We start from the raw sequence: 22,787 nt of genomic DNA, 5'->3' as shown, positions 1-22,787 counted from the left end.
GCGTAGCAGCGATGATGCTTGCCGGACCGGGCATGCTGCCGCTAGCCTGCGGGGCATGAACCAGACTCCCCTGCGATTGCTCATTCACGGCGCTTCCGGGCGCATGGGCCAGGCCCTGCTGCGGCTGGCCGCCGATCATCCCGAAACCCTGCAGATCGTGGCGGCGGTGACCGGCCGCGCGCCGGCCCAGCGGGTGGTCGACGGAGTGCCGTTCTTTGCCGCCAGCGAGCTGGCAGGGGCGCCGGCATTCGATGTGGCCATCGACTTCAGCCTGCCGGAAGGCTTCGATGCGATGCTGGCCCTGTGCGTTGAACGCGGCGCAGGCCTGGTATCGGGTACCACCGGCATCTCCAGTGCGCAGCGCCAGGCGCTGGACGCCGCCGCGGCGCGCATTCCGCTGGTGTGGGCTTCGAACTTCAGCCTCGGTGTCGCGGTGCTGGACGAGCTGGTCGAGCGTGCTGCGCAGGCCCTGTCGGGCTGGGACTGCGACATCGTGGAATCGCACCATACGCAGAAGAAGGATGCGCCCTCGGGAACGGCACTGACCCTGGGCGCAGCCGCGCAGCGGGGTGGGGCGGATCCGCAGTACGCCAGCCTGCGGGCCGGCGATATCGTGGGTGAGCATCTGGTGCAGTTCACCGGCCTGGGCGAGCGCATCGAACTGGTCCACCGGGCGACCAACCGCGACATCTTCGCCCGCGGTGCGCTGTTCGCCGCACGCCAGCTGCAGGGGCGGGCGCCCGGGAGCTACCGGGTGCGCGACCTGCTGGACACCCCGGCGGACTGATTCACGGGGTCAGATCCCTTTCCCACGGAAAGGGATCTGACCCCTCGCCGCGATTGGGATCAGAGCCCTTTTCCCGCATGAAAAGGGATCCGACCCCGGCCATCGCGCTTTGCACACGCGGGCGTATTGAAATGAATACGCAGTCGCCTGTTCATGAAACGATTCAACCGCTGGCGCGAGCGCTCCGGCAGCGCTACAATTCGCACTCGCCGAATCACCAAAGCCGGACCGGTCCTGAACCGTACGTCCGCGCTTTTTTGCAACCGGATTTCCGTGAAGCACAGGCGTGACTTCGGCACCCCCTCGGTAGCCAAAGTGAGATTTCCGTGACCCAAGCCGCAATCCTCGTCCTCGAAGACGGCACCGTATTCGAGGGCGAATCCGTAGGCGCGCCCGGCCTGTCCGTCGGTGAAGTGGTGTTCAACACCGCCATGACCGGTTACCAGGAAGTGCTGACCGATCCGTCCTACGCCCGGCAGATGGTCACGCTGACCTATCCGCATATTGGCAACACCGGCATGACCGACCAGGACGACGAAGCCTCCAAAGTGTGGTCGGCCGGCCTGATCGTGCGCGATGTGCCGCGCCGCCCCAGCAACTGGCGCAGCCAGGTGTCGCTGCAGGACTGGCTGATCCAGCGTGGCGTGGTGGCCATCGCTGGCATCGATACCCGCAAGCTCACCCGCATCCTGCGCGAGAACGGCGCCCAGAACGGTGCGCTGATGGCTGGTGACATCGATGTTGAGAAGGCGCTGGAAGCCGCCCGCAAGTTCCCGGGTCTGAAGGGCATGGATCTGGCCAAGGTCGTCACTACCGAGAAGACCTATGTCTGGACCGAGGGCCAGCTGGACCTGGATGCCAACGCCTTCGTCAGCGTGCCGGCCCGCTTCAAGGTCGTGGCCTACGATTTCGGCGTGAAGACCAACATCCTGCGCATGCTGGCCGAACGCGGCTGCGAAGTGACCGTGGTGCCGGCGCAGACCCCGGCGGCTGAAGTGCTGGCGCTGAAGCCCGACGGTGTCTTCCTGTCCAATGGCCCGGGTGACCCGGAGCCGTGCGATTACGCGATCGCCGCGATCAAGACCTTCATCGACGTGAAGATTCCGACCTTCGGCATCTGCCTGGGCCACCAGCTGCTGGGCCTGGCCTCGGGCGCGCAGACCGTCAAGATGGGCCATGGCCACCATGGTGCGAACCATCCGGTGCAGGACCTGGACAGTGGCCGGGTGATGATCACCTCGCAGAACCATGGTTTCGCGGTCGATGAAGCCACCCTGCCGGCGACGTTGCGCGTGACCCACCGGTCGCTGTTCGATGGCACCAACCAGGGCATCGCACGCACCGATGTGCCGGCGTTCTCCTTCCAGGGTCATCCGGAAGCGTCGCCGGGCCCGCACGACGTCGGTCCGCTGTTCGACCGTTTCGTAACCCTGATGGAACAGGCCAAGGCGTGATCCGCAGGCCACCGGCCACCGGTGGCACCGCGATGGACCGTAAGCCCCCGCATTGCTGCTGCCTCGCGGCGCGGCGCTGCGGATCGAGATTCCTGATCGACAGCGTGCGATCACTCCCCCTTGTCACGCTGTACTGACTTAGAGAAGAAAATGCCCAAGCGCACTGACCTAAAGACCATCCTCATCATCGGTGCCGGCCCGATCGTCATCGGCCAGGCCTGCGAGTTCGACTACTCCGGTGCCCAGGCTTGCAAGGCCCTGCGCGACGAGGGTTACCGCGTGGTGCTGGTCAACAGCAACCCGGCCACGATCATGACCGACCCGGAGATGGCCGACGCCGTCTACATCGAGCCGATCAACTGGCAGACGGTCGAGAAGATCATCGCCAAAGAGAAGCCCGACGCGCTGCTGCCGACCATGGGGGGACAGACCGCGCTGAACTGCGCGCTGGACCTGGCCGACAACGGCGTGCTGGAGAAGTACAACGTCGAGCTGATCGGTGCCAAGCGCGAAGCGATCCGCATGGCCGAAGACCGCGAGCTGTTCCGCGTGGCGATGGGCGAGATCGGCCTGGAGTGCCCGACCGCCGCCGTCGCTCACACGCTGGACGAAGCGCTGGAGATCCAGACCCGCGTCGGCTACCCGACCATCATCCGTCCGAGCTTCACCCTGGGCGGCAGCGGCGGTGGTATCGCCTACAACCGCGAAGAGCTGGTGGAAATCGTCAGCCGCGGCCTGGAACTGTCGCCGACCACCGAAGTGCTGGTGGAAGAGTCGGTGCTGGGCTGGAAGGAATTCGAGATGGAGGTGGTGCGTGACACCGCCGACAACTGCATCATCGTGTGCTCGATCGAGAATCTCGATCCGATGGGCGTGCACACCGGTGACTCGATCACCGTGGCCCCGGCGCAGACCCTGACCGACAAGGAATACCAGCGCCTGCGCGATGCCTCCATCGCCGTGCTGCGCAAGATCGGCGTCGATACCGGCGGCTCCAACGTGCAGTTCGGCATCAACCCGAAGACCGGCCGCGTGGTCGTCATCGAGATGAATCCGCGCGTGTCGCGCTCCTCGGCGCTGGCCTCCAAGGCCACCGGCTTCCCGATCGCGAAGGTGGCCGCCAAGCTGGCCGTGGGCTACACCCTGGACGAACTGAAGAACGAGATCACCGGTGGCCTGACCCCGGCGTCGTTCGAGCCGTCCATCGACTACGTGGTCACCAAGATCCCGCGCTTCGCCTTCGAGAAGTTCCCGGCCGCCGATGCACGCCTGACCACCCAGATGAAGTCGGTGGGCGAAGTCATGGCGATGGGCCGCACCTTCCAGGAATCGGTACAGAAGGCGCTGCGTGGCCTGGAAACCGGCAAGGTCGGCTTCGACCCGACCGGCCTGGACCTGGCCAACGAGGAAGACCTGCAGACCCTGCGCCGCGAGCTGAAGGCACCGGGTCCGGAGCGCCTGTTCTACGTGGCCGACGCGTTCCGCGCCGGCATGAGCGTGGAAGAGATCCATGCGCTGTCGTTCATCGACCACTGGTTCCTGGACCAGATCGAGGAAATCATCGCTGCCGAAGGTGAAGTCGCTGCCGACGGCATCGACGCGCTCGACGCTGCGCGTCTGCGCAGGCTCAAGCGTGCCGGTTTCTCCGACGCCCGCCTGGCCCAGCTGACCGGCACCAACGAAGCGGCCATCCGCGCACTGCGTCGTGCCCACAAGGTGCGCCCGGTCTACAAGCGCGTGGACTCCTGTGCTGCCGAGTTCGCCACCGGCACCGCCTACCTGTATTCGACCTACGAGGACGAGTGCGAGGCCGCGCCGAGCAACCGCGACAAGATCATGATCCTGGGCGGCGGTCCGAACCGCATCGGCCAGGGCATCGAGTTCGACTACTGCTGCGTGCATGCGGCGCTGGCGCTGCGCGAGGATGGTTATGAAACCATCATGGTCAACTGCAACCCGGAAACCGTGTCGACCGACTACGACACCTCCGACCGCCTGTACTTCGAGCCGCTGACGCTGGAAGACGTGCTGGAGATCGTCGAGCTGGAACAGCCGAAGGGCGTGATCGTGCAGTACGGTGGCCAGACGCCGCTGAAGCTGGCGCGCGCGCTGGAAGCCAATGGCGTGCCGGTGATCGGTACCAGCCCGGACTCCATCGACCTGGCCGAAGACCGCGAGCGTTTCCAGCAGCTGGTGGACAAGCTCGGCCTGAAGCAGCCGCCGAACCGCATCGCCCGCAACGACCAGGAAGCCCTGCTGCTGGCCCGCGAGATCGGCTACCCGCTGGTGGTGCGTCCGAGCTACGTGCTCGGTGGCCGTGCGATGGAGATCGTGTACGGCGAAGCCGATCTGGCCCGCTACGTGCGTGATGCGGTGAAGGTGTCCAACGATTCGCCGGTGCTGCTGGACCGCTTCCTCGACAACGCTGTCGAGTGCGATGTCGACATCATCGCCGACAAGGATGGCAACGTGCTGATCGGTGGCGTGATGGAGCACATCGAAGAAGCCGGCGTGCACTCGGGCGATTCCTCGTGCTCGCTGCCGCCGTACTCGCTGTCGGCCGAGACCCAGGCCGAGCTGCGTCGCCAGGTGGTGGAGCTGGCCAAGGCGCTGAACGTGGTCGGCCTGATGAACACCCAGTTCGCGATCCAGACCAGCGACGAGGGCGACGACACCGTCTACCTGCTTGAAGTGAACCCGCGTGCCTCGCGCACGGTGCCGTTCGTGTCCAAGGCCACCGGCATGCCGCTGGCCAAGATCGCCGCACGCTGCATGGCCGGCAAGACCCTGGCCGAGCAGGGTGCGACTGAAGAGATCGTGCCGGACTACTACTCGGTGAAGGAAGCGATCTTCCCGTTCGCCAAGTTCCAGGGCGTCGATCCGATCCTCGGGCCGGAAATGCGCTCCACCGGCGAGGTGATGGGCGTCGGCCGCAGCTTCAACGCCGCCTTCGCACGCGCGCAGGAAGCCGGCGGCATCAAGGCCCCGCCGATCGGCAAGGCCTTCGTGTCGGTGCGCGACCCGGACAAGAAGCGCGTGCTGCCGGTCGCCAGGGCGCTGCTGGCGCGCGGCTACAGCCTGGTGGCCACCCGTGGCACCGCTGCCTGGCTGCAGCAGCATGGCATGCAGTGCGAGATCATCAACAAGGTGGTCGAGGGCCGTCCGCACATCGTCGATTCGATCAAGAACGGCGAGATCGTCTACATCGTCAACACGACCGAAGGTCGCTCGGCGATCAACGACTCGTTCTCGATCCGTCGCGAGGCGCTGCAGCACCGCGTCACCTACTCGACCACCATTGCCGGCGCCAAGGCGCTGGTGGATTCACTGGAATTCCGCGGCACCGGCCCCGTCTGGTCGCTGCAGGAGCTGCACAAGGAGTTGAATGCATGAGAGCCCCCATCACGATGAAGGGCGCGCAGAAGCTGCGCGACGAACTGGATCACCTGAAGTCGGTCAAGCGGCCGAAGGTGATCGCCGCGATCGCCGAAGCGCGTGAGCATGGCGACCTGAAGGAGAATGCCGAGTACCACGCCGCGCGCGAGGAACAGGGCTTCATCGAAGGCCGCATCAAGCAGCTGGAAGGCGAGCTGTCGCACGCCGAGATCATCGACGTGAGCAAGCTCAATGCCGGCTCCAAGGTGGTGTTCGGCGCCAGCGTGACCCTGGCCGACGTGGAAACCGACGAAGAGAAGAAGTACCAGATCGTGGGTGACCTCGAAGCGGATATCAAGCTGGGGTTGATCGCGATTTCCTCGCCGGTGGCGCGCGCGATGATCGGCAAGCTGGAAGGCGATTCGATCGTGATCGACGCCCCGGCTGGGCAGCGCGAGTACGAGATCGTCAGCGTCAGCTACGTGGACTGAGCACGTGGCGACGGCGACCCTGCTGTTGCCCGCACGCAGCCGCTTTGCCGCGGCTGCGCTGCCGGACGATGTGGCACGTGCGCTCGGCCGTGCCACAGCGGTGCAGGTCGAGCCGGGTGAACGGGCGCAGCTGATGCGCCATTTCAAGGTCGCCGCGCCGCACTGGCCGGTGGCCGCGCTGACCCGCCAGCGTGACGTGGGCGATGCGGCCGGTGCCAGCTGGCTGCGCGCCGATCCGGCCTGCATGGTGCCGGACATGCATGGCGCGCGGATGATGGCCTACGGCGAAACCCTGCGACCAACCCTGGCAGACAGCCTCGCCCTGCTGCCGGTGCTGCAGCCGTTGTTCGCCGAGGCCGGCTTCGTGCTCGACGCGCCTGATCCGTCGCGCTGGTATCTGCGGCTGCCGATCGATACCGCACTGCCGGCGTTCGACGGTCCCGACGAGGTGCTCGGCGATGACCTGTTCTCGCACCTGCCGGAAGGCGAGGGCGGCCGCCGCTGGCGGGCGCTGATGACCGAGGCGCAGGTGCTGCTGCACAACCACTCCTGGAACCAGCAGCGTGCCGCGCAGGGCCAGCAGCCGATCAATTCGCTGTGGTTCTGGGGCGGTGGCGTGATGCCGGTGTCGGTCAGCACGGTGCATGCGCAGGTGCGCAGCCGCGATGCGCTGCTGCAGAGCCTGGCGCAGGCCGCTGGCGTGGCGGTGGATGGTGAGCAGGCTGTCGATGCGCTGGTTGACCTGCGCCAGCTGCGTTCGCTGCAGCAGTTGGGCAACGAGGCGATCCGCCCGCTGCTGGCCGCGTTGAAGCGTGGCGAACTGCAGCGGCTGGTGCTCGATTTCGAGGACGGCCTGCAGTTCCAGCTGGATCGCGGACAGCGCTGGCAGTTCTGGAAGAAGCCGCGCCAGCTGCACGACTGACCGGGGACTCGGTCGAGCGGGGGTCGGATCCGTTTTCCATCGGAGAACGGCTCTGACCCCGATGTTTGCCGGGGTTGCCGCCAGCGGCCGGCACTACCGCAGGTGCCGGGCGCAATCCCGCCAGCCTCTCCCACGCGCGGTATCATCCCTCTGTCTTTCGTAACCGGCGATGCCGATGTCCCTTGCCGCCGATCCAGCGCTGCCGTCTTCCGATACGCCGACAATCCGACGCCGTGAGGCAGCGACGCCGGCTGCATGGCCGGAGGGAACGCTGCCACTGCTTGCACGTCTCTATGCCAGCCGTGGCGCGGGGACGCCGGAACTGGCGCTGCCGAAGCTGGGCAATCTGCATGCCCCCGAACTGCTGACCGGCATCGACGCTGCGGTCGACCTGCTGGTCGAGGCCATCGCCAATGACAAGCGCATCCTGGTGGTCGGCGATTTCGACTGTGATGGCGCTACCGCCTGTGCGGTCGGCGTGCGCGGCCTGCGCATGCTCGGCGCACAGCATGTCTTCCACGCGGTGCCCAACCGGATGGTGCACGGCTATGGACTGTCGCCCTCGCTGGTGGAGGAACTGGCCGCGCTGAAGCCGGACCTGCTGGTCACCGTCGACCATGGCATTGCATGCCATGCCGGCGTCGCGGCCGCCAAGGCGCGTGGCTGGCAGGTGCTGGTCACCGACCATCATCTGCCGGGCCCGCAGCTGCCTGCGGCCGACGTGATCGTCGATCCGAACCTGGATGGCGACGCATTTCCCAGCAAGTCGCTGGCCGGTGTCGGCGTGATCTTCTACGTGCTGATGGCGCTGCGCCGGCGGATGCGCGAGGCCGGCGTGTTCGCCGATGGCAAGGGCCCGGACCTGACCACGCTGCTGGACCTGGTGGCGGTCGGCACCGTGGCCGACCTGGTGGCGCTGGATCCGAACAACCGCGCACTGGTCAGTGCGGGCCTGCGCAGATTGCGTTCGGGGCAGGGCTGTGTCGGCCTGAAGGCGCTGATCGAAGCCAGTGGGCGCGACGCGGCGCGGCTGACCGCGACCGACATCGGCTTCGCCCTGGGCCCACGCCTGAATGCCGCCGGTCGGCTGGAAGACATGGCGCTGGGCATCGCGCTGCTGCTGACCGAGGACCCGCGGCAGGCGCGGGAGATCGCGCAGACGCTGGAGCAGATCAATGCGGAACGCCGCGCCGTGCAGCAGTCGATGACCGACGATGCCGAGCAGGCGCTGACCCGAGTTGTGCTGGACATGGCCGGGCAGCGGCCGGTGGCGGCCTGCCTGTTCGATGCCGAGTGGCATCCGGGCGTGGTCGGTCTGGTGGCCTCGAAGATGAAGGATCGCCTGCACCGGCCGGTGATCGCCTTCGCGCCGGCCGAGCCCGGTGCCGACACCCTGCGTGGCTCCGCGCGTTCGATTCCGGGCCTACATATCCGTGACGCGCTGGCATTGGTCGATTCACGGCATCCCGGCCTGATCGAACGCTTCGGCGGTCACGCCATGGCGGCCGGCCTCAGCCTGCGGCTCGATCATGTCGACGCCTTCAAGGCGGCCTTCGTTGCCGTCGTGCTGGAGATGCTCGACCCAGCGGCACTTCAACAGCAGGTGCTCAGCGACGGTGAACTGGCGGCGGACGAGCTCGACCATCGCCATGCCGATGCGCTGCGCCTGGCCGGTCCTTGGGGCCAAGGCTTCCCGGAGCCGCTGTTCGATGGCCATTTCGAAGTGGCCAACTGGCGCGTGCTGAAGGAGCGGCACCTCAAGCTGGAACTGCGGCTGCCGGGCGTACCCGGCACGATCAACGCGATCCATTTTGGCGGCTGGCATGGCAATGCGCCGAGCCGCCATGTGCACCTGGCCTACCGGCTGGCCTGCGACGACTATCGCGGTGGTAGCGCCATCCAGCTGATTGTCGAGCATTGCCTGCCGGCGTGAGGCAGCGTTCGCGCACTCCCGCCGGGGCCAGCGTTGGCGACGGGGTCGCGGGGAAGGAAATGTGAGGAAATTCGCAGTTCCTTGAATTTCCTTAATGAATTCATCTCTTTATCCAGAGGCAAAAGCGTCAAAAAGCTGGCGCATGTCACCTGCCGGTGGCAAAGTCGGGCCACGACCAACATGGGACGACGGAACGCCCGATGTACGCCGAATCACTGCTTCCCGGCGCCGCACTGCAGCGCCTGCACCAGGACCGACGCCTGATCCGCGTCGAAACCGCACTGGATCCGGACACTTTCCTGGTCAAGCGTTTCGAGGGCAGCGAGGCGGTGTCCAGCCCGTTCGCCTACCGTATCGAACTGCTGTCGGTCCAGCCGCGGCTGGAGCTGAAACAGCTGGTCGGGCAGCCGCTGCGCCTGCAGCTGGGCGATGAATTCGGCAACCGCAGCGTGCACGGCTACGTTCGCGAGTTCGCCAGTACCGGCCAACAGGCCCAGTTCAGTGCCTACCGGGCCGAGCTCGCGCCCTGGTTCGCCTTCCTCGATTACACCTGCAACTGCCGGATCTTCCAGGACCGCAACGTGCTGCAGATCATCGAGGAGGTGTTCCAGGGCTACGCACAGCTGGCGAAGTTCCGCTACGACCTCAATGCCGGCAAGCTGCCGCCGCTGCCGTACTGCGTGCAGTACAACGAGTCCGATTTCGCCTTCGTCAGTCGCCTGCTGGAAGATGCCGGCCTGTACTACAGCTTCGTCCATGACGAAGAGGGCCATACGATGGTGATCAGCGACGATTCAACGCTGAGCACCGCGCACGGCGAACCGCAGCCCATCGCGTTCGTGTCCGACCAGGGCACGTTGGCCAGCACCGGTCTGCACCGCTGGGGTGCACGCCGACGCGTCGGGCCCAGCGTGCAGACCCTGCGCAGTTTCGACTTCAAGCAGCCGGGCCAGACGCTGGATGGCAACCAGGGCAATCAGGTGCCGCTGGGCCTGCTGCCGCCGCTCGAGCAGTACCGCTACGACGGTGCGGCGCGTTTCACCAACAGCCGCATTGGCCAGGCGCTGGCGGCGGTGCGCAACGAGGAAGTGGCGTGGCCGACCAAGCTGTTCGAGTGCGCGGGCAATGCCGGTGAACTCGATGCCGGCGCCTGCTTCGAACTGGAGCGGCACCCGGATTTCATCGGACGTGACGATACCGACCGCAGCTTCTTCGTGGTGAGTGTGCAGCGGGAAGGCCACAACAATTTCGCTGCCGATTTCGGCAGCGCTGAAGCCCCGAGTGTTGAAGTGCAGGCCGAGGTGCTGCGCCGTCGTATCCCCTACAGGCCGCTGCGGCGGACGCCGTGGCCGCGCATGCCGGGACCGCAGACCGCCACCGTGGTCGGTCCGCCGGGGGAGGAACTGCATGCCGACCGCTATGGCCGGGTGAAAGTGCAGTTCCATTGGGACCGCCAGCTCGATCGCCGCGAGAATGCCTCGTGCTGGATCCGCAGTGCGAGTCCGTGGGCAGGCGCCGACATGGGTGGCGTGTCGCCGCCGCGCGTGGGCCAGGAGGTGATCGTCGATTTCCTCGATGGCGACCCGGACCGCCCCATCATCACCGGTCGTGTCTACAACGAGGACAACATGCCGCCGTTCGGCATGGAGGTGAGCGGCCTCAAGTCGAAGACGGTCAAGGGCGCGGGCTGGAATGAGATCACCATGCATGATGGCGCCGGTGGCGAGCTGCTGAACATGCGGGCGCAGCGTGACATGGTCACCACCGTGCTCAACGACCAGAACGCCAGCGTCAAGAACAACAAGTCCACATCGGTGTCGGTCAACCATCGAATGGACGTCGGCGCCAACCAGGACATCAGCGTCGGCGGCAACCGTGGCATCACGGTCACCGGCACCGACACGCTCGGCGTTACCGGCACCCGCACCACCAATGTGACCGGCGCGGTGACCGAGAAGTACGAAGCAGGGGAAACCAAGACGATCTCTGCGGCCGGCTATACCGAAACCATCACCGGCGACTTCAAGACCACCCTGACCGGCAACTTCACCAGCCAGCGCACCGGCACGTGGACCGAGACCGTCACCTCGACCTCCAGTCGCACGGTTGGCGGACTGGTGACGGAGACGCTGAATGCCGCGCGGGAGGTGACCATTACCGGTCATGACAAGCGCAGCGTGCAGGGCAAGGTCGACGACAGCAATGTCGGCGAGCGGGTGATCGACGTCACCGGCAATTTCAGCCAGGACGTGACCGGTACGCACAGCCAGGGCTCGGATGGCGCGATGAGCCTGGAGTCGGCGGTCAAGCTGTCCACCAAGGTGGGTGGCTCGGTCATCGAGATCACCGACAGCGCCATCAAGATCACCGCCGGTGGCTCGGAAGTGGTCATCGACGCAGGCGGTGTGTCAGTCAACGGCAGCGAGATCAAGCTCAACTGCTGAACAGCACGGGAGATACACCATGCAGGACACCCCCATGCTGCGCGGCCTGAACGCATTGCGCGATGCCTGGCTGGAGGCCAGCGCCGACAGCAGCAGGCGCCTGTTGGTATGGCGTCTGCCGGCTGCCGCCAGCCGCCTGCTGGCCGCGTTCTTCGAGATGCAGCGCAACGACGCAGGGCGTGATACGCCGGACTGCTTCCTGCGCATCGATACCGCCTATGAGCTGGGCTTCCGTTACAGCCGGCAGGTCAAGCGGGATCTGCTCGACCGTTATCTGGCCAGCCAGGACGATCTGCGCGCGCAGCAGGTGCCATTGGGCTGGCGTGGCCCGAGCGAGGCGCATCCGGACAGCGCGCAGGGTGTGGTCGATGTGCTGGAGAGTTTCATCGACCATCACGGCGAGCATCTGCGCCTGCTGGCTGCCGTGCTGGAACCGGAGCGTTGCGTGCCCGGTGAAGGCTTCGAGCGCTGGCTGGATGCGGCGCTGGCCGCTGCGCCGGGAGAGCGCCTGCGACTGGTGCTGGTGGATACCGAAGAGGACCCGCGCTGGCAGCCGCTGCTGGAGCGTCATGCCAGGACCGCACGGGTGGTCACCGCACCGGTCGACATGTTTGCGATTGCCCGGGATACCGCCGCGCAATCCGGTGGTCGCGGTCCGGAAGTGCTGTACCGGCAGCTGCTGGCGGACCTGATGCTGCTGCTGGAGCGAGGCAGTCCGTCGCAGGTGGTGGCCCGCGCCGGACGCGCGCAGGGCCTGGCGCAGCGGCATGGCTGGCAGGACCAGCAGTCGGTGGTGCAGATGATGGTGGCTGGTGCCTGGCTGAAACATGGCGATCACAGCCAGGCGATCAACAGCTACCGGCAGGCACGCAGCGCCGCCGAAGGTGCACGTGCCGGCGGCAATCCTGCCGCGCCGGAACTGGTGATGCAGAGCTGGTTCGGTGAAGCGGGCTGCTGGTTGGCGGCCAAGCAACCCGAGCGTGCGGCACACACCTACCTGCAGGCATCCGCGTCCGCAGCCAGCATTCCGCACCCCATGTTCGCACTGGAGGGCCAGCGCATGGCGGGCTGGTGTCATGTGCAGGCGGGCCAGCGAGAGGCTGCGCGCACGCAGCTGCTGGAGGCGATCCGCATCGCCAAGCCGCTGTCGCCGGCCGATCGCAAGGCGACGACGCTGCCGCAGGCATTGTGGGATCTGCTGCAGCTTCAGGACGCACGACGCTGCCAGCAACTGCAGCAGGTCGCCACTGACTACCTGCAGGCCAGCACCGGCCTGCTGGAGAAGGCGGACGCGCAGGGGCGCGCACTCGGCCCGCGTCCTCCGCGTCCGGCGCTGGATGCCATCGACGCCGAGCTCGATGCCGCGCTGGAGCGCGGTTTTCATCGTGCGCAGCAGGAACGCGAGCGGCTGATCCAGGGCGGTGACGAATTCTTCCGCAAGATCGTGGCCGTCGGCCGTGATTTCCTCGACCCGGGCTGGAACGGCCTGCCGGCGATCGAACACCCGCTCGACCACGAGATTCCGGTGTGGAGCGAGCCCCCGGCGATGCAGCCGCTGCCCGATCCCAGTGGCCTGCTGCAGCCGCCCGTGGCGGCGCCTGCAGGGCCCGCCGTTACAGGAGTGGCTGTTGCATGAAGTCGAACAAGACCGTGGTGATGCTGGTGGCCATCGTGCTTGGCATCATCGTCGTGACCTGGATCAGCGCCGAGTACCGTGACGAAGTAAAGGCGTTCCTGCGCGCGTTGTTCCGCGCCTTGTAAAGCAACAGGGAGTGTTGCCGTGAGCATCGCCGCCAAGCATTTCGATCCGCAGTTGGGTATCGACATCCACATGTATGCGGTGCCGCCGTGCCCGCTGCCGACGCCGCACATCGGCCTGGTGCTCGATCCGTTCGACTACATCCCGTTCATCGGTTCGACCATCAAGGTCAACGGCGTGCATCGCGGCACCGCCGGTACCGGCGGCCTGGATATCCACATCCCGCTCGGTGTGTGGGGGCCGCCGTTGGCGGCACCGATGGGCCCTCAGTTCGACGGCGAAGAGATCTTCATGGGCAGTCGTACCGTGTCGGCCGATGGCGAGCCGTTCTCGCGGCTGGCGATGCCGGTGCTGGACTGCAATCTGGCCGGTATGATCAACCCGTTCCGGGTGAAGAAGCCGAAGAAGCCACTTCGGGCGATGTCACTGCCGACCGGCCTGAACGTGGCCATTCCCACCAGCGTCAAGGTGGGAGGACCGCCGACGGTGTCATGGACCGCGCTCGCGTTCCGCGCCGCCTTCGCCGGACTGGGCAAGCTGCGCAAGAGTGCGTTCTTCCGCAAGAAGATGGATGCCTTTGCCAATTGGCGGCGTGGCAAGTGGGGAAACCTGCCTTCGGGTTTCCTGAAGTGCAAGGTGCTTCGCGCCGAGCCGGTGGACATCCGTGATGGCAGCGTGGTGGTCAACCACCAGGATTTCGATGTACCGGGCCGCTTGCCGCTCACTTGGCAACGCAGCTACGGCTCGCGCCACGCGGACGCGCCGGGTCTGTGCGGCGCGGGCTGGCAGACGCCGGCAGACATCCGCCTGGAGCTGCTGGCCGATGGCAGCGTCTGGCTGTCCGGCCCCGACCAGGTCGCGTTCTTCCCCGAGCTGCCGCCCGCTGAGGGAGAGGCTGGGGCGATTCTCGATTTCGTCGATGGCGCGCGCCTGCTGAGGCGGCGCGGGCAGTGGCGGGTGCGCTTCAAGAACGGCCTGCAGTACGTGTTCGGTGGCGAGCTGCCTGCAGGTGTCAGCGCGTTGCCGGGCCCGCAGTCCTGGCCGATCGAGCGCATCGAGGATGCGCATGGCAACCACTGGCGCTTCGAGCGTCGCGACGGCCATCTGGTGCGCATCGTCGAGAGCGGTATCGGTGACCTGCAGGGCCGCTTCATCGAAGTGGAGGCGCGCCACGGCCACATTGAGCGCATGGCCCTGCACGACCCCGCCACCGGCCTGGCCCATCCGCTGGTGAGCTACCGGTACAGTGCCGAAGGTGACCTGCTGGCGGCAGTCGACGCACTGGGGGCGCCACGCACGTTTGCCTATGAACGTCACCGCATGGTGCGGCATACCGACCGCGTGGGCCTGTCGTTCCACTATGCGTTCGATGCGCAGGGCAGGGTGGTGCATTCGTGGGGCGATGGTGGTCTCTACGATTATCACTTCGAGTACGACGCGCTGCTGCGCGAGACCCGGGTGACCGACTCGCTGGGTCACCTGAGCGTGGTCAAGTTCGACGAGAACCAGCTGCCACTGTGCGAGATCGATCCGCTCGATGGCGTGACGCTGTTCGAGTACGACGATTTCGGGCGGACCGTGGCGGTGACCGATCCGGAAGGACTGCGAACGGCGTTTGCCTATGATGCGCATGGCAACCTGGTCTGCCTGACCCGCGCCGATGGCACGTCGATCCAGATGGAGTACGACCTGGACGACCACATGGTGTCGTTGCGTACGCCGGATGGTGTCGACTGGCAGCAGGCCTACAATGGCCAGGGCCTGCTGGTCAGCCAGACCGATCCATTGGGTGCAACCACCCGCTTCGACTACGACGCACAGGGCCAGTTGCAGGCGCAGACCAACGCACGGCACGCGGTCACGCAACTGCGCTATGACCGTCATGGACTGGTGGCCGCGGTTATCGATGCGCTGGGCCATCAGAGCCGGTTTGAGCATGATCCACTCGGCAACCTGCTGCGCCAGGTCGACCCGCTGGGGCAGGTCAGCCGCTACGAGTACGACGCCAAGGGACGCCTACTGGCCACCGCTGGCCCCGACGGCAACGGTGTGCGTTGCGAGTATGATGCCGAAGATCAGCTGCTGCGCTATACCGACGAAGCGGGCGCGCAGACGCGGCTGCAGTACGTGGGCATCGGACAGATCAGCAAGCGCCTGCAGGCCGATGGGCACAGCGTGGAGTACCGCTACGACACCGAAGAGCAGCTCATCGCGGTCATCAACCAGCGCGGCGAAACCTATCAGCTGGTGCGCGACGCGCTGGGCCGCATCGTCGAGGAAGTGGACTACTGGGGGCAGTCGCGGCGCTATACCTATGACGCGGCCGGACGACTGACCGCCACCGTGGATCCGCTGGGCCAGCGCATCGCCTTCACCACCGACAAGCTCGGGCGCATCACCCGCAAGACGCTGCCGGATGTACGCCATCCTGGACAGCAGGTACAGGAACACTTTGTCTACGACGTGCAGGGCCAGATTGTCGAGCTGCGCAATCCGGTGCGTACAGTGAAGCGCCGGTATGACCCGCTGGGGCAATTGCTGGAGGAACTGCAGGACGGGTTCCGCGTCGGCTATGCCTATGATGAAGTAGGCAACCGCGTACTGCGCGAGACCGCTGCCGGCAATCGGTTAGCGTTCGGCTACGACTTGCGCGACCAGACCGTATCGGTGGCCATCAATGACGAGCCGCCGATCTCGATGGAGCGCGACGCGCTGGGCCGCACCACGCGCGAGCAGCTGAGCCCGCAATTGCAACGCGAGTTCACCTACGACAGCCGCAACCTGCTGACCTCACAGTCGGTGTTGAAAGATGCCGCTCCGTTGTTCGAGACGCGTTACGACTACGACCGCAGTGGCAACCTGACCAAACGTAGCGACAGCGCACAGGGCGTTGATGAGTACCGCTACGACGCGATCGGGCGCCTGCTGCAGCATATCGACCCGAAGGGAAGGGTCGAGCGCTACTTCAACGATCCGGCCGGCGACCGGCTGCGCACCGAAGTGAAGCAGGTGCAGGCGCGCAAGGTGGTAGGCGGCGACGACGACGACCTGACCACCTGGACGCGCGAAGGCACCTATCAGGGCGTGCACTACGTGTTTGACCGGGCGGGTGATCTGGTGCGCAAGGGCGCACCGCAAGGGGATGCGCCGGATGACCTGACGCTGATCTGGGATGCCAACCATCGGTTGGCGGAGAGCCGCCGCAACGGGCAGTCAACGTACTACGGCTATGACCCGCTGGGGCGGCGGGTGTTCAAGCGCAACCCGACGCAGACGACGTGGTTCTTCTGGGATGGTGATGCGTTGCTGGGCGAAGTGCAGCAGGCCAATGACGCCGAAGAGGCGGCGCCGGTGTGGGTGGGGAATGTGGGCAGCCTGGTCGAGGTACGGCGTCGGCAGCGGCAGCTGGAGAGGCTGCATGAGCGGGTGCGGGAGTATGTGTACTACCCGGGTACGTTTGTGCCGTTGGCGTTGGTTGTAGAGCGCTCCAGCAGGGGCGTAAGCGCAACTAGCAGTGCTCCAACTCCCGCAGCGAGCGGCGCAGATGCTCTGCTACATCGTAATCGTGCTTCAATACCAGTGAGTTCCACAGTTGGGGCCAGTAAACGCGGTATCGGTTTGTTGGGCGGTGGAGCATCATTGGGCTCAAGTGGGTTAATCATTGCCGCCGAGGTGGTCGAGCGCGGTGAAAAGCCACCCGAGCCGCTTCACAGTGAAGCGGCATTTGCCGATCCCGTTTCAAGCCTAGTGGGCGAGCTGGGATCTTCAGGTGCCAAGGTCAAGGAAAACCAACCGGGCAAGGAGGTATGGGTCTATCAAGTTGATCCTAATGGACGGCCCATCCGGCTGCTTTGTCGCGACGGGAGGTGCGGCTGGTCAGGCTCGTATGATGGTTGGGGCAAGTTGCATGAGGAACGCTTCGATGACGGGGTTCACAACTTCATCAGATTCCAAGGGCAGTACGCGGACCTTGAAACCGGCCTCCACTACAATAGATATCGCTATTACGATCCGCACGCGGGTTCGTATGTTTCAGAGGATCCAATTTCTATTGCTGGTGGAGTAAACATATATGGATATGCAAGGAATCCGTTTCGCTGGTTTGATGCGCTGGGGCTCTATGTAACAAAAACACTTGCTGAGTGGTTGAAGGATTACCCAGATCTATTGCAGGAGGCTAGGGATAAATTCAAGAGCGCGCCTGAGTGGCAGGGCATCGACCCGGATAGTACGCCCGTGTTCTATCGGCCGAAATCGGAAGTGGACGTTATTCGCGCTAAACCTGGAGAATCCGGTGGCCATCATCCTCACGGCTTGGCGCTGGGTGGGCCAGAGGGGCAGGTACTAACGATTACGAATGAAACGAGAAAGATTAAGAATCCGAATCATAGTGCTGCAACTGGATTGCAGAGAAGAATAATAAATGTGATAAAGGCGCAGTGTAGGAGCTGATATGAATATTCTGTATTCGAATTTCCTGGATTTTCTTGTGGGAAAGGGCTGGATTTTGGTTGGTAGGGATGGTGGTGATGGATCGCCACCTGTTATCGATGATTCGATAAATGCAGATGTTCCGGCCTTTTACTTGGAGTTTCTTTCGAATTTCACATCGCTCTCGAACAAGGATGAGTCACGGTGGTTCGTCTCAATCGAGGAGTTTGCGGGTGTCTCGGATGGCGCGTTCTCCTGGGATGAGTTTGAGAAGATGAGCATTGACGCTGCAATGACGGATGCTGATGGCGAGGATGTTCGAAAGTTCTGGGCAGAGTATTTGCCGATTTTTATGGCGGTCGACGGAGACTATCAATTCGTTGGGCTGGGCCGGAGCTCTGGGGCGGTTGTGCACGGCGTTGAGCCCGAGTTTGAAAGTGTTACTAGGCTTGCCGAGACATTCGACGAATTTCTCACTGCGGCGATGAATGGCCAGTACGACGAACTATTCTTTGGGCGCTAGTTGCCGGGTGCGCACCGGCAGCATCCGCTGGCGCGCAGACGCGGCTGCAGCACGTGGGCATCGGCCAGATCGGAAAGCGCGTGCAGAAAGTTGTTCTGATGCATGGCAGACACGAAGCAGCATTCCCGACTCCGGGTGCTGAGCTGGTGTTCTTCAACGCCCCTTTCAACACTGAGAGGCTCGCCCGGATCGAGCAGGTTCACCTCTGGTCACCTCCCGACGACAAGCTCGAAGCGCTTCCGGAGATCCTCAGGGAAATGCGGGGTCTCAAGACGCTCAGCATCGGGCCGGGATCGATCGCACCGTCGATCATGGATGGACTCGAGGAGGGGCTTCTGCCTGAGAGCATCGGGGCATTGAGCATCCATCTTGGCACGGGGACGTTGGCCTGGCCGGGCGTTGTGCTACCCAATCTGAGGACGCTGTATGTCGACGTGCCGGTGCGCTTCGACACATCAAGCTTCCCCGCGTTGAAAGTACTTTCGCTCTATCCAGACAGGTCATTGAAGAATCTCAGGCAGGCCCTGGCCCTGCCTCTGGAAGAACTGAACATTCTGAATGTCCCCGTGGATGGTGAGATCTTCAACATCCTGTCTGCATCGGCTGGTGGCCTCGAACGCCTGGGACTGTTGGGTGGCACGAAGCTGAAAAGCCTCGATGGCATCGAGACACTTGCCGCGTTGACGTCGGTATGGCTGAAGAATCTGAGTTCGCTGACAGACATCCGTGCACTGGTGGGGCTCGAGCAGCTCAGGAAACTGGATATCCAGTACTGCAAGAAGATTGCCAACATCGAGGTCATCAATGATCTTTCCGCGCTTCGTGAGTTGACGCTCGTGGGTTGCGGAAAGGTGGGTCTTAAGAAAATACAGGCAAAGATCGAATCGCTTCAGAAGCGCACCATCGGGGCGACGACCTAGCCACATTGCATGTGCGGTGCCGTGCCCGCTGAAACTGCATGAGGTTCATGCGTGACTGAAACTGCATTCTCCCGCGTTTATGCCTCGGGTTCGTTGGAGGTGAGTGCCCAGGTCCTTCGGGATTTCGGACTGGAACCGTCGACGAGTGAGCTGATGCTTCGGCTGGGACTTCCTTCACGGCTGGCGGGCGATGTACCTGTTGTTCAGTTCGAAGTGCCCCACCTGGTCGAGATCGATGGCACCGGACTTCTGGCTATCGCGCGAGAGCCATGGGGCGAGGATCTGCTGCTGTGCCTGTCGGCGAGTGGCGAGGTACTTGCCGTGGGCGATGGCGTACGTCAGATCGTGAATGGACGCCTGTCGAGCTTCCTTGGGTTTCTCGAAGCGTATGAGGCATTCCAGGCCCGGGCAAAGGCGGATGATTCCGGTCCGATGGTCTACTCCCAGGCGGAGATGCAGGCCCGGCTGGAGGCATTCGAGCGGGGTGAGATTTCCAAGCGCTCTGCAAAGCCGCGATTCGATCGCAGTAGGGCGATCAGGACGCTGGTGTCGGAGTGGAGGAGGCTTGATGCCGCTGCACTGACGGGAGGGTCACGGTGGTCAATTGTTCTGGAACAGATCCAGGATGGCCTTGTTTGAGATGTCGGTCCTGTAAGGCGACATTCGGGCAGCAGAATCCGGACGACCACTGGGTGGCGTCCGGCAGCAATATCTTCCAGAGCCATCGCGGACGATCACCCGATCAACCCCGATCCGGCCTGCCATGCGTTGAACAGTTCGTCCTCGCTCTGGAGACGTACCATGTCGCCCGTCCTTCGTCGTGTGCTGTGCCTGCTGGCGCTGCTGCTCTGTGCCTTCACCACGGCCGCCCAGACCCACGGCCGTCCGGCCGTCCGCCCGGTTCGTGCGGTCCCGTTGCTGCAGGTCGCGGGCGTCGAGCAGCCTATCGTGCTGCGTCGGGCCTCGATCAAAGGGGAGGTCCAGGCGGGTATCGCCCAGACCCGCATCACGTTGGAGTTCCATAACCCCAACCGCCGGGTCATGGAGGGCGAGCTGCAGTTCCCGCTGGCTGACGGCCAGCAGATCACCGGCTTCGCCCTGGATATCGATGGCCAGTTGCGCGAGGCGGTGCCCGTGCCCAAGGACCGGGGGCGTCAGGTGTTCGAGGACATCGCGCGTCGCGGCGTCGATCCGGGCCTGCTGGAGCAGACCGCCGGCAATCAGTTCCGCCTGCGTGTCTACCCGTTGCCCGCCGGCGGCAGCCGCCGTGTGCAGCTGGTGCTGCGCGAACCGCTGGCGTTTGCAGGCCACGGCTGGCAATGGACCTTGCCGTTGCAGTTCGCCGCTGGTGCGGCCTCGGTCGAGCTGACGCTGCAGGCGCCGGAGGCGGCGACCACGGGCGCAGGGCCGTTCCGCTTCACTGAGGGGCAACTGCATTGGCAGGGCCGGGGTACCCTGTTGCCGGCGCAGCTGCAGTGGACGCTCCCGGCATCACGTCAGGCACGGGTACAGGTCGCGCCGTGGCAGGACGGTCACTATCTGCTGGCACAGCTGCCGGTGCCGGTCGATAACGCGCCGCGCACGCTGCCGACCGATATCGGCCTGCTGTGGGATGGCTCCGGCTCATCAGACCGGCGTGACCGTTCGCGGGAGTTTGCATTGCTGGACCGCTACTTCGCTGCGCTGGGAAACGGCACGGTCGCGTTGACGGTCCTGCGTGACCGGGCCGAGCCGGTGCGTCGCTTCCGCATCCGCGGCGGAGACTGGTCGGCATTGCGGCAGGCTTTGCAGGCCGTCCGCCCGGATGGCGCCAGCGCGCTGGCGCAGTGGCAGCCGCAGGCAGCCGTGAAGGAATATCTGCTGGTCAGCGATGGTCTGTTGACCTACGGCCCGCAGGTGTTGCCGACGCTCGCTGCTGACCAGCGCCTGTTCGCGGTCAGCAGTGCGGGCGCGCATACCGATGTCGTTCGGCTGCGCGGTTGGAGCGAATCGCATGGCGGTCGTTTCGTCGCCCTGGGGACGGATGTCGATGCCGCTGCGCGCGAACTGCTGTCTTCGCCGCTGGACGTGCAGGTCGATACGGGCCGCGGTGTACAGGACGTGGTGATCGATCGTCGCAGTGAAGCCCAGGGCTGGCTGTGGCTGCACTCGCGGCTGGCGGCGGACGGCGTGCCGATGCGGGTCCGCGTCGGCGGCCAATGGCTGGCGCTGCCCGCGACACAGACGAGCGGCAACGGAGAACTGCTGGCCGGCCTGTGGGCGCAGGCGCGGCTGCAGCAGCTGGCCGCCGACCGTCGCGGCAACCGTGAGGCGATGCAGCGCCTGTCGCAGCAGTTCGGCCTGGTCGGTCCGGATACGTCGTTGATCGTGCTGGAGACGCTGGACGATTACCTGCGCTACGCGATCCGGCCTGCCGGCGCGCTGCGGGCCGAGTACGATGCCCGCTTTGCACGCGTGGTCGCTGACCGCAGCGCCGCCGAGCGCCGTCGCCTGGACGACATCGCCGCACAGTGGCAGGAGCGCCGGGAGTGGTGGCGGCGCAGCTGGCCGAAAGACACACCGCCGCAGTTGCAGGGAAAGGCGTTGGACAGGGTTGCCGTCTCTGCTTCGGCCGCTGCGCCGGTAGCGATGCTGGCGGCCGCACCTCCCGCGCCCGCACCGATGCTTGCGGCCGCGGAACGCGACGTCCAGGTGTCGCGTGCACGCGCCCGTCGCTCGGCACCTGCACAGGAAGCCGCACGCGATGCGAGCACAGGGAGCGGCGCTGCCGCAGCGCCAGAGGCGGCAGCGAACAGCGGTGCGCTCGGCATCCAACTGGCCGCATGGCAGCCAGATTCGGCCATTGCCCGGCGCCTGCGCCAGGGGCCGTCCTCGCAGCTGTACGACCGCTACCTGGCCGAGCGCGCCGCGCATGCCGACAGCAGTGCGTTCTTTCTCGACGTGGCCGATCTGTTGCTGGAGCAGGGGCAGCGGGACCTGGCCCTGCGCGTGCTGTCCAACCTGGCCGAGATGGACCTGGACAACCGCCATCTGCTTCGCGTGCTTGGCTACCGCCTGATGCAGGCCGACGCACCGATGCTGGCGGTGCCGGTGTTCGAGCAGGTGTTGGCGATGGGCGAGGAGGAGCCGCAGAGCTTCCGTGATCTCGGCCTGGCCCTGGCGGCGGCGGGCCGGCCACAGCAGGCGCTGGCGCCGCTGTACCAGGTGGTGACGCGGCCCTGGGACAGCCGGTTCAACGGCATTGCACTGATCGCGCTGGACGAGCTGACCCAACTGGTTGCACGCAGCACGCCAGGGCTTGATACCTCGGCCATCGACCCGCGCCTGCTGCAGCCGATGCCGCTGGACCTGCGGGTAGTGCTGTCGTGGGATGCGGACAACAGCGACATGGACCTGTGGGTGACCGACCCGAACGGCGAGCGCGCGTACTACGGCAATCGTCTGACCTACCAGGGAGGACAGATGTCACAGGACTTCACCGGAGGCTATGGACCCGAGCAGTTCTCACTGCGTGATGCCAAGCCGGGCAGGTACAAGGTGGAGGCCAATTATTTCGGCAGTCGCCAGCAGCTGGTGACCGGTGCCACGACCCTGATGCTGCGCCTGACCACCCATTGGGGCACGCCGAAGCAGAAGGACCAGAGGGTGACGATGCGGTTGAAGGATCGTGCCGAAACAGTGCTGGTGGGCGAGTTCGAGGTCAGATAGCGCCGAGCTCAGTTCGGGCAGGCTTGAGTCGGAGCCGGGC

General features: G+C 65.2%; 14 protein-coding genes. All 14 read left to right on the top strand.

From position 1 onward, the window contains the following. Positions 1 to 55 precede the first annotated feature (55 nt). The 14 genes from dapB (at position 56) to QMZ25_RS12325 (ending at position 22,747) form a co-directional block, all read left to right on the top strand. The gene (gene dapB, locus QMZ25_RS12390; protein WP_081284436.1) at positions 56 to 787 is read left to right on the top strand and encodes a 4-hydroxy-tetrahydrodipicolinate reductase; all 732 of its coding nucleotides are present in this window, start codon (positions 56 to 58) and stop codon (positions 785 to 787) included. A 326-nt stretch (positions 788 to 1,113) separates the two neighbouring features. After that, positions 1,114 to 2,241 carry a glutamine-hydrolyzing carbamoyl-phosphate synthase small subunit gene (gene carA / locus QMZ25_RS12385; RefSeq protein ID WP_053519346.1) on the top strand — a complete coding sequence of 376 codons (1,128 nt, stop codon included), beginning with the start codon at positions 1,114 to 1,116 and terminating at the stop codon, positions 2,239 to 2,241. 150 nt (positions 2,242 to 2,391) lie between these two features. Then, complete coding sequence (gene carB / locus QMZ25_RS12380) at positions 2,392 to 5,634, top strand: carbamoyl-phosphate synthase large subunit (RefSeq protein ID WP_197571294.1); 3,243 nt, start codon at positions 2,392 to 2,394, stop codon at positions 5,632 to 5,634. An 8-nt stretch (positions 5,635 to 5,642) separates the two neighbouring features. Continuing rightward, on the top strand, positions 5,643 to 6,107 hold the full coding sequence (gene greA, locus QMZ25_RS12375) for a transcription elongation factor GreA (RefSeq protein WP_026347191.1): 465 nt from the start codon (positions 5,643 to 5,645) through the stop codon (positions 6,105 to 6,107). 4 nt (positions 6,108 to 6,111) lie between these two features. Then, a complete protein-coding gene (locus tag QMZ25_RS12370) occupies positions 6,112 to 7,029 on the top strand; it encodes a phosphoglycerate mutase (RefSeq protein ID WP_197571295.1) in 918 nt (305 codons plus the stop codon). Positions 7,030 to 7,204: 175 nt separating this feature from the next. After that, positions 7,205 to 8,962: a single-stranded-DNA-specific exonuclease RecJ gene (recJ, locus tag QMZ25_RS12365; RefSeq protein WP_164152632.1), complete on the top strand. Its 1,758-nt coding sequence runs from the start codon at positions 7,205 to 7,207 to the stop codon at positions 8,960 to 8,962. Between the two features lie 200 nt (positions 8,963 to 9,162). Beyond that, a complete protein-coding gene (tssI, locus tag QMZ25_RS12360; protein ID WP_065175609.1) occupies positions 9,163 to 11,406 on the top strand; it encodes a type VI secretion system tip protein TssI/VgrG in 2,244 nt (747 codons plus the stop codon). 19 nt (positions 11,407 to 11,425) lie between these two features. Next, the gene (locus QMZ25_RS12355; RefSeq protein WP_283219707.1) at positions 11,426 to 13,042 is read left to right on the top strand and encodes a hypothetical protein; all 1,617 of its coding nucleotides are present in this window, start codon (positions 11,426 to 11,428) and stop codon (positions 13,040 to 13,042) included. Then, positions 13,039 to 13,167 carry a hypothetical protein gene (locus tag QMZ25_RS12350; protein ID WP_006441023.1) on the top strand — a complete coding sequence of 43 codons (129 nt, stop codon included), beginning with the start codon at positions 13,039 to 13,041 and terminating at the stop codon, positions 13,165 to 13,167. Before QMZ25_RS12355 ends, QMZ25_RS12350 begins: the two co-directional genes overlap by 4 nt. Positions 13,168 to 13,186: 19 nt before the next feature. Continuing rightward, positions 13,187 to 17,617: an RHS repeat-associated core domain-containing protein gene (locus QMZ25_RS12345; protein WP_262218549.1), complete on the top strand. Its 4,431-nt coding sequence runs from the start codon at positions 13,187 to 13,189 to the stop codon at positions 17,615 to 17,617. Between the two features lies 1 nt (position 17,618). Continuing rightward, positions 17,619 to 18,119: an SMI1/KNR4 family protein gene (locus tag QMZ25_RS12340; RefSeq protein WP_053519334.1), complete on the top strand. Its 501-nt coding sequence runs from the start codon at positions 17,619 to 17,621 to the stop codon at positions 18,117 to 18,119. A 53-nt stretch (positions 18,120 to 18,172) separates the two neighbouring features. Continuing rightward, complete coding sequence (locus QMZ25_RS12335; RefSeq protein WP_197571299.1) at positions 18,173 to 19,039, top strand: hypothetical protein; 867 nt, start codon at positions 18,173 to 18,175, stop codon at positions 19,037 to 19,039. Positions 19,040 to 19,090: 51 nt separating this feature from the next. Next, entirely contained in the window at positions 19,091 to 19,678 is a 588-nt protein-coding gene (locus QMZ25_RS12330; RefSeq protein WP_197571300.1) for an SUKH-4 family immunity protein, read from the top strand. A 162-nt stretch (positions 19,679 to 19,840) separates the two neighbouring features. Beyond that, positions 19,841 to 22,747, top strand: coding sequence for a VIT domain-containing protein (locus QMZ25_RS12325; RefSeq protein ID WP_283219706.1), 2,907 nt, complete (start codon positions 19,841 to 19,843; stop codon positions 22,745 to 22,747). The last annotated feature ends 40 nt before the right edge of the window (positions 22,748 to 22,787 follow it).

Origin of the sequence: Stenotrophomonas sp. RS-48 (genome assembly GCF_030053245.1) — a bacterium.
GTDB classification, from domain to species: domain Bacteria; phylum Pseudomonadota; class Gammaproteobacteria; order Xanthomonadales; family Xanthomonadaceae; genus Stenotrophomonas; species Stenotrophomonas maltophilia_P.
The sequence above is the reverse complement of the archived record's forward strand: the minus strand, read 5'-3'. Positions and strand labels throughout refer to the sequence as shown.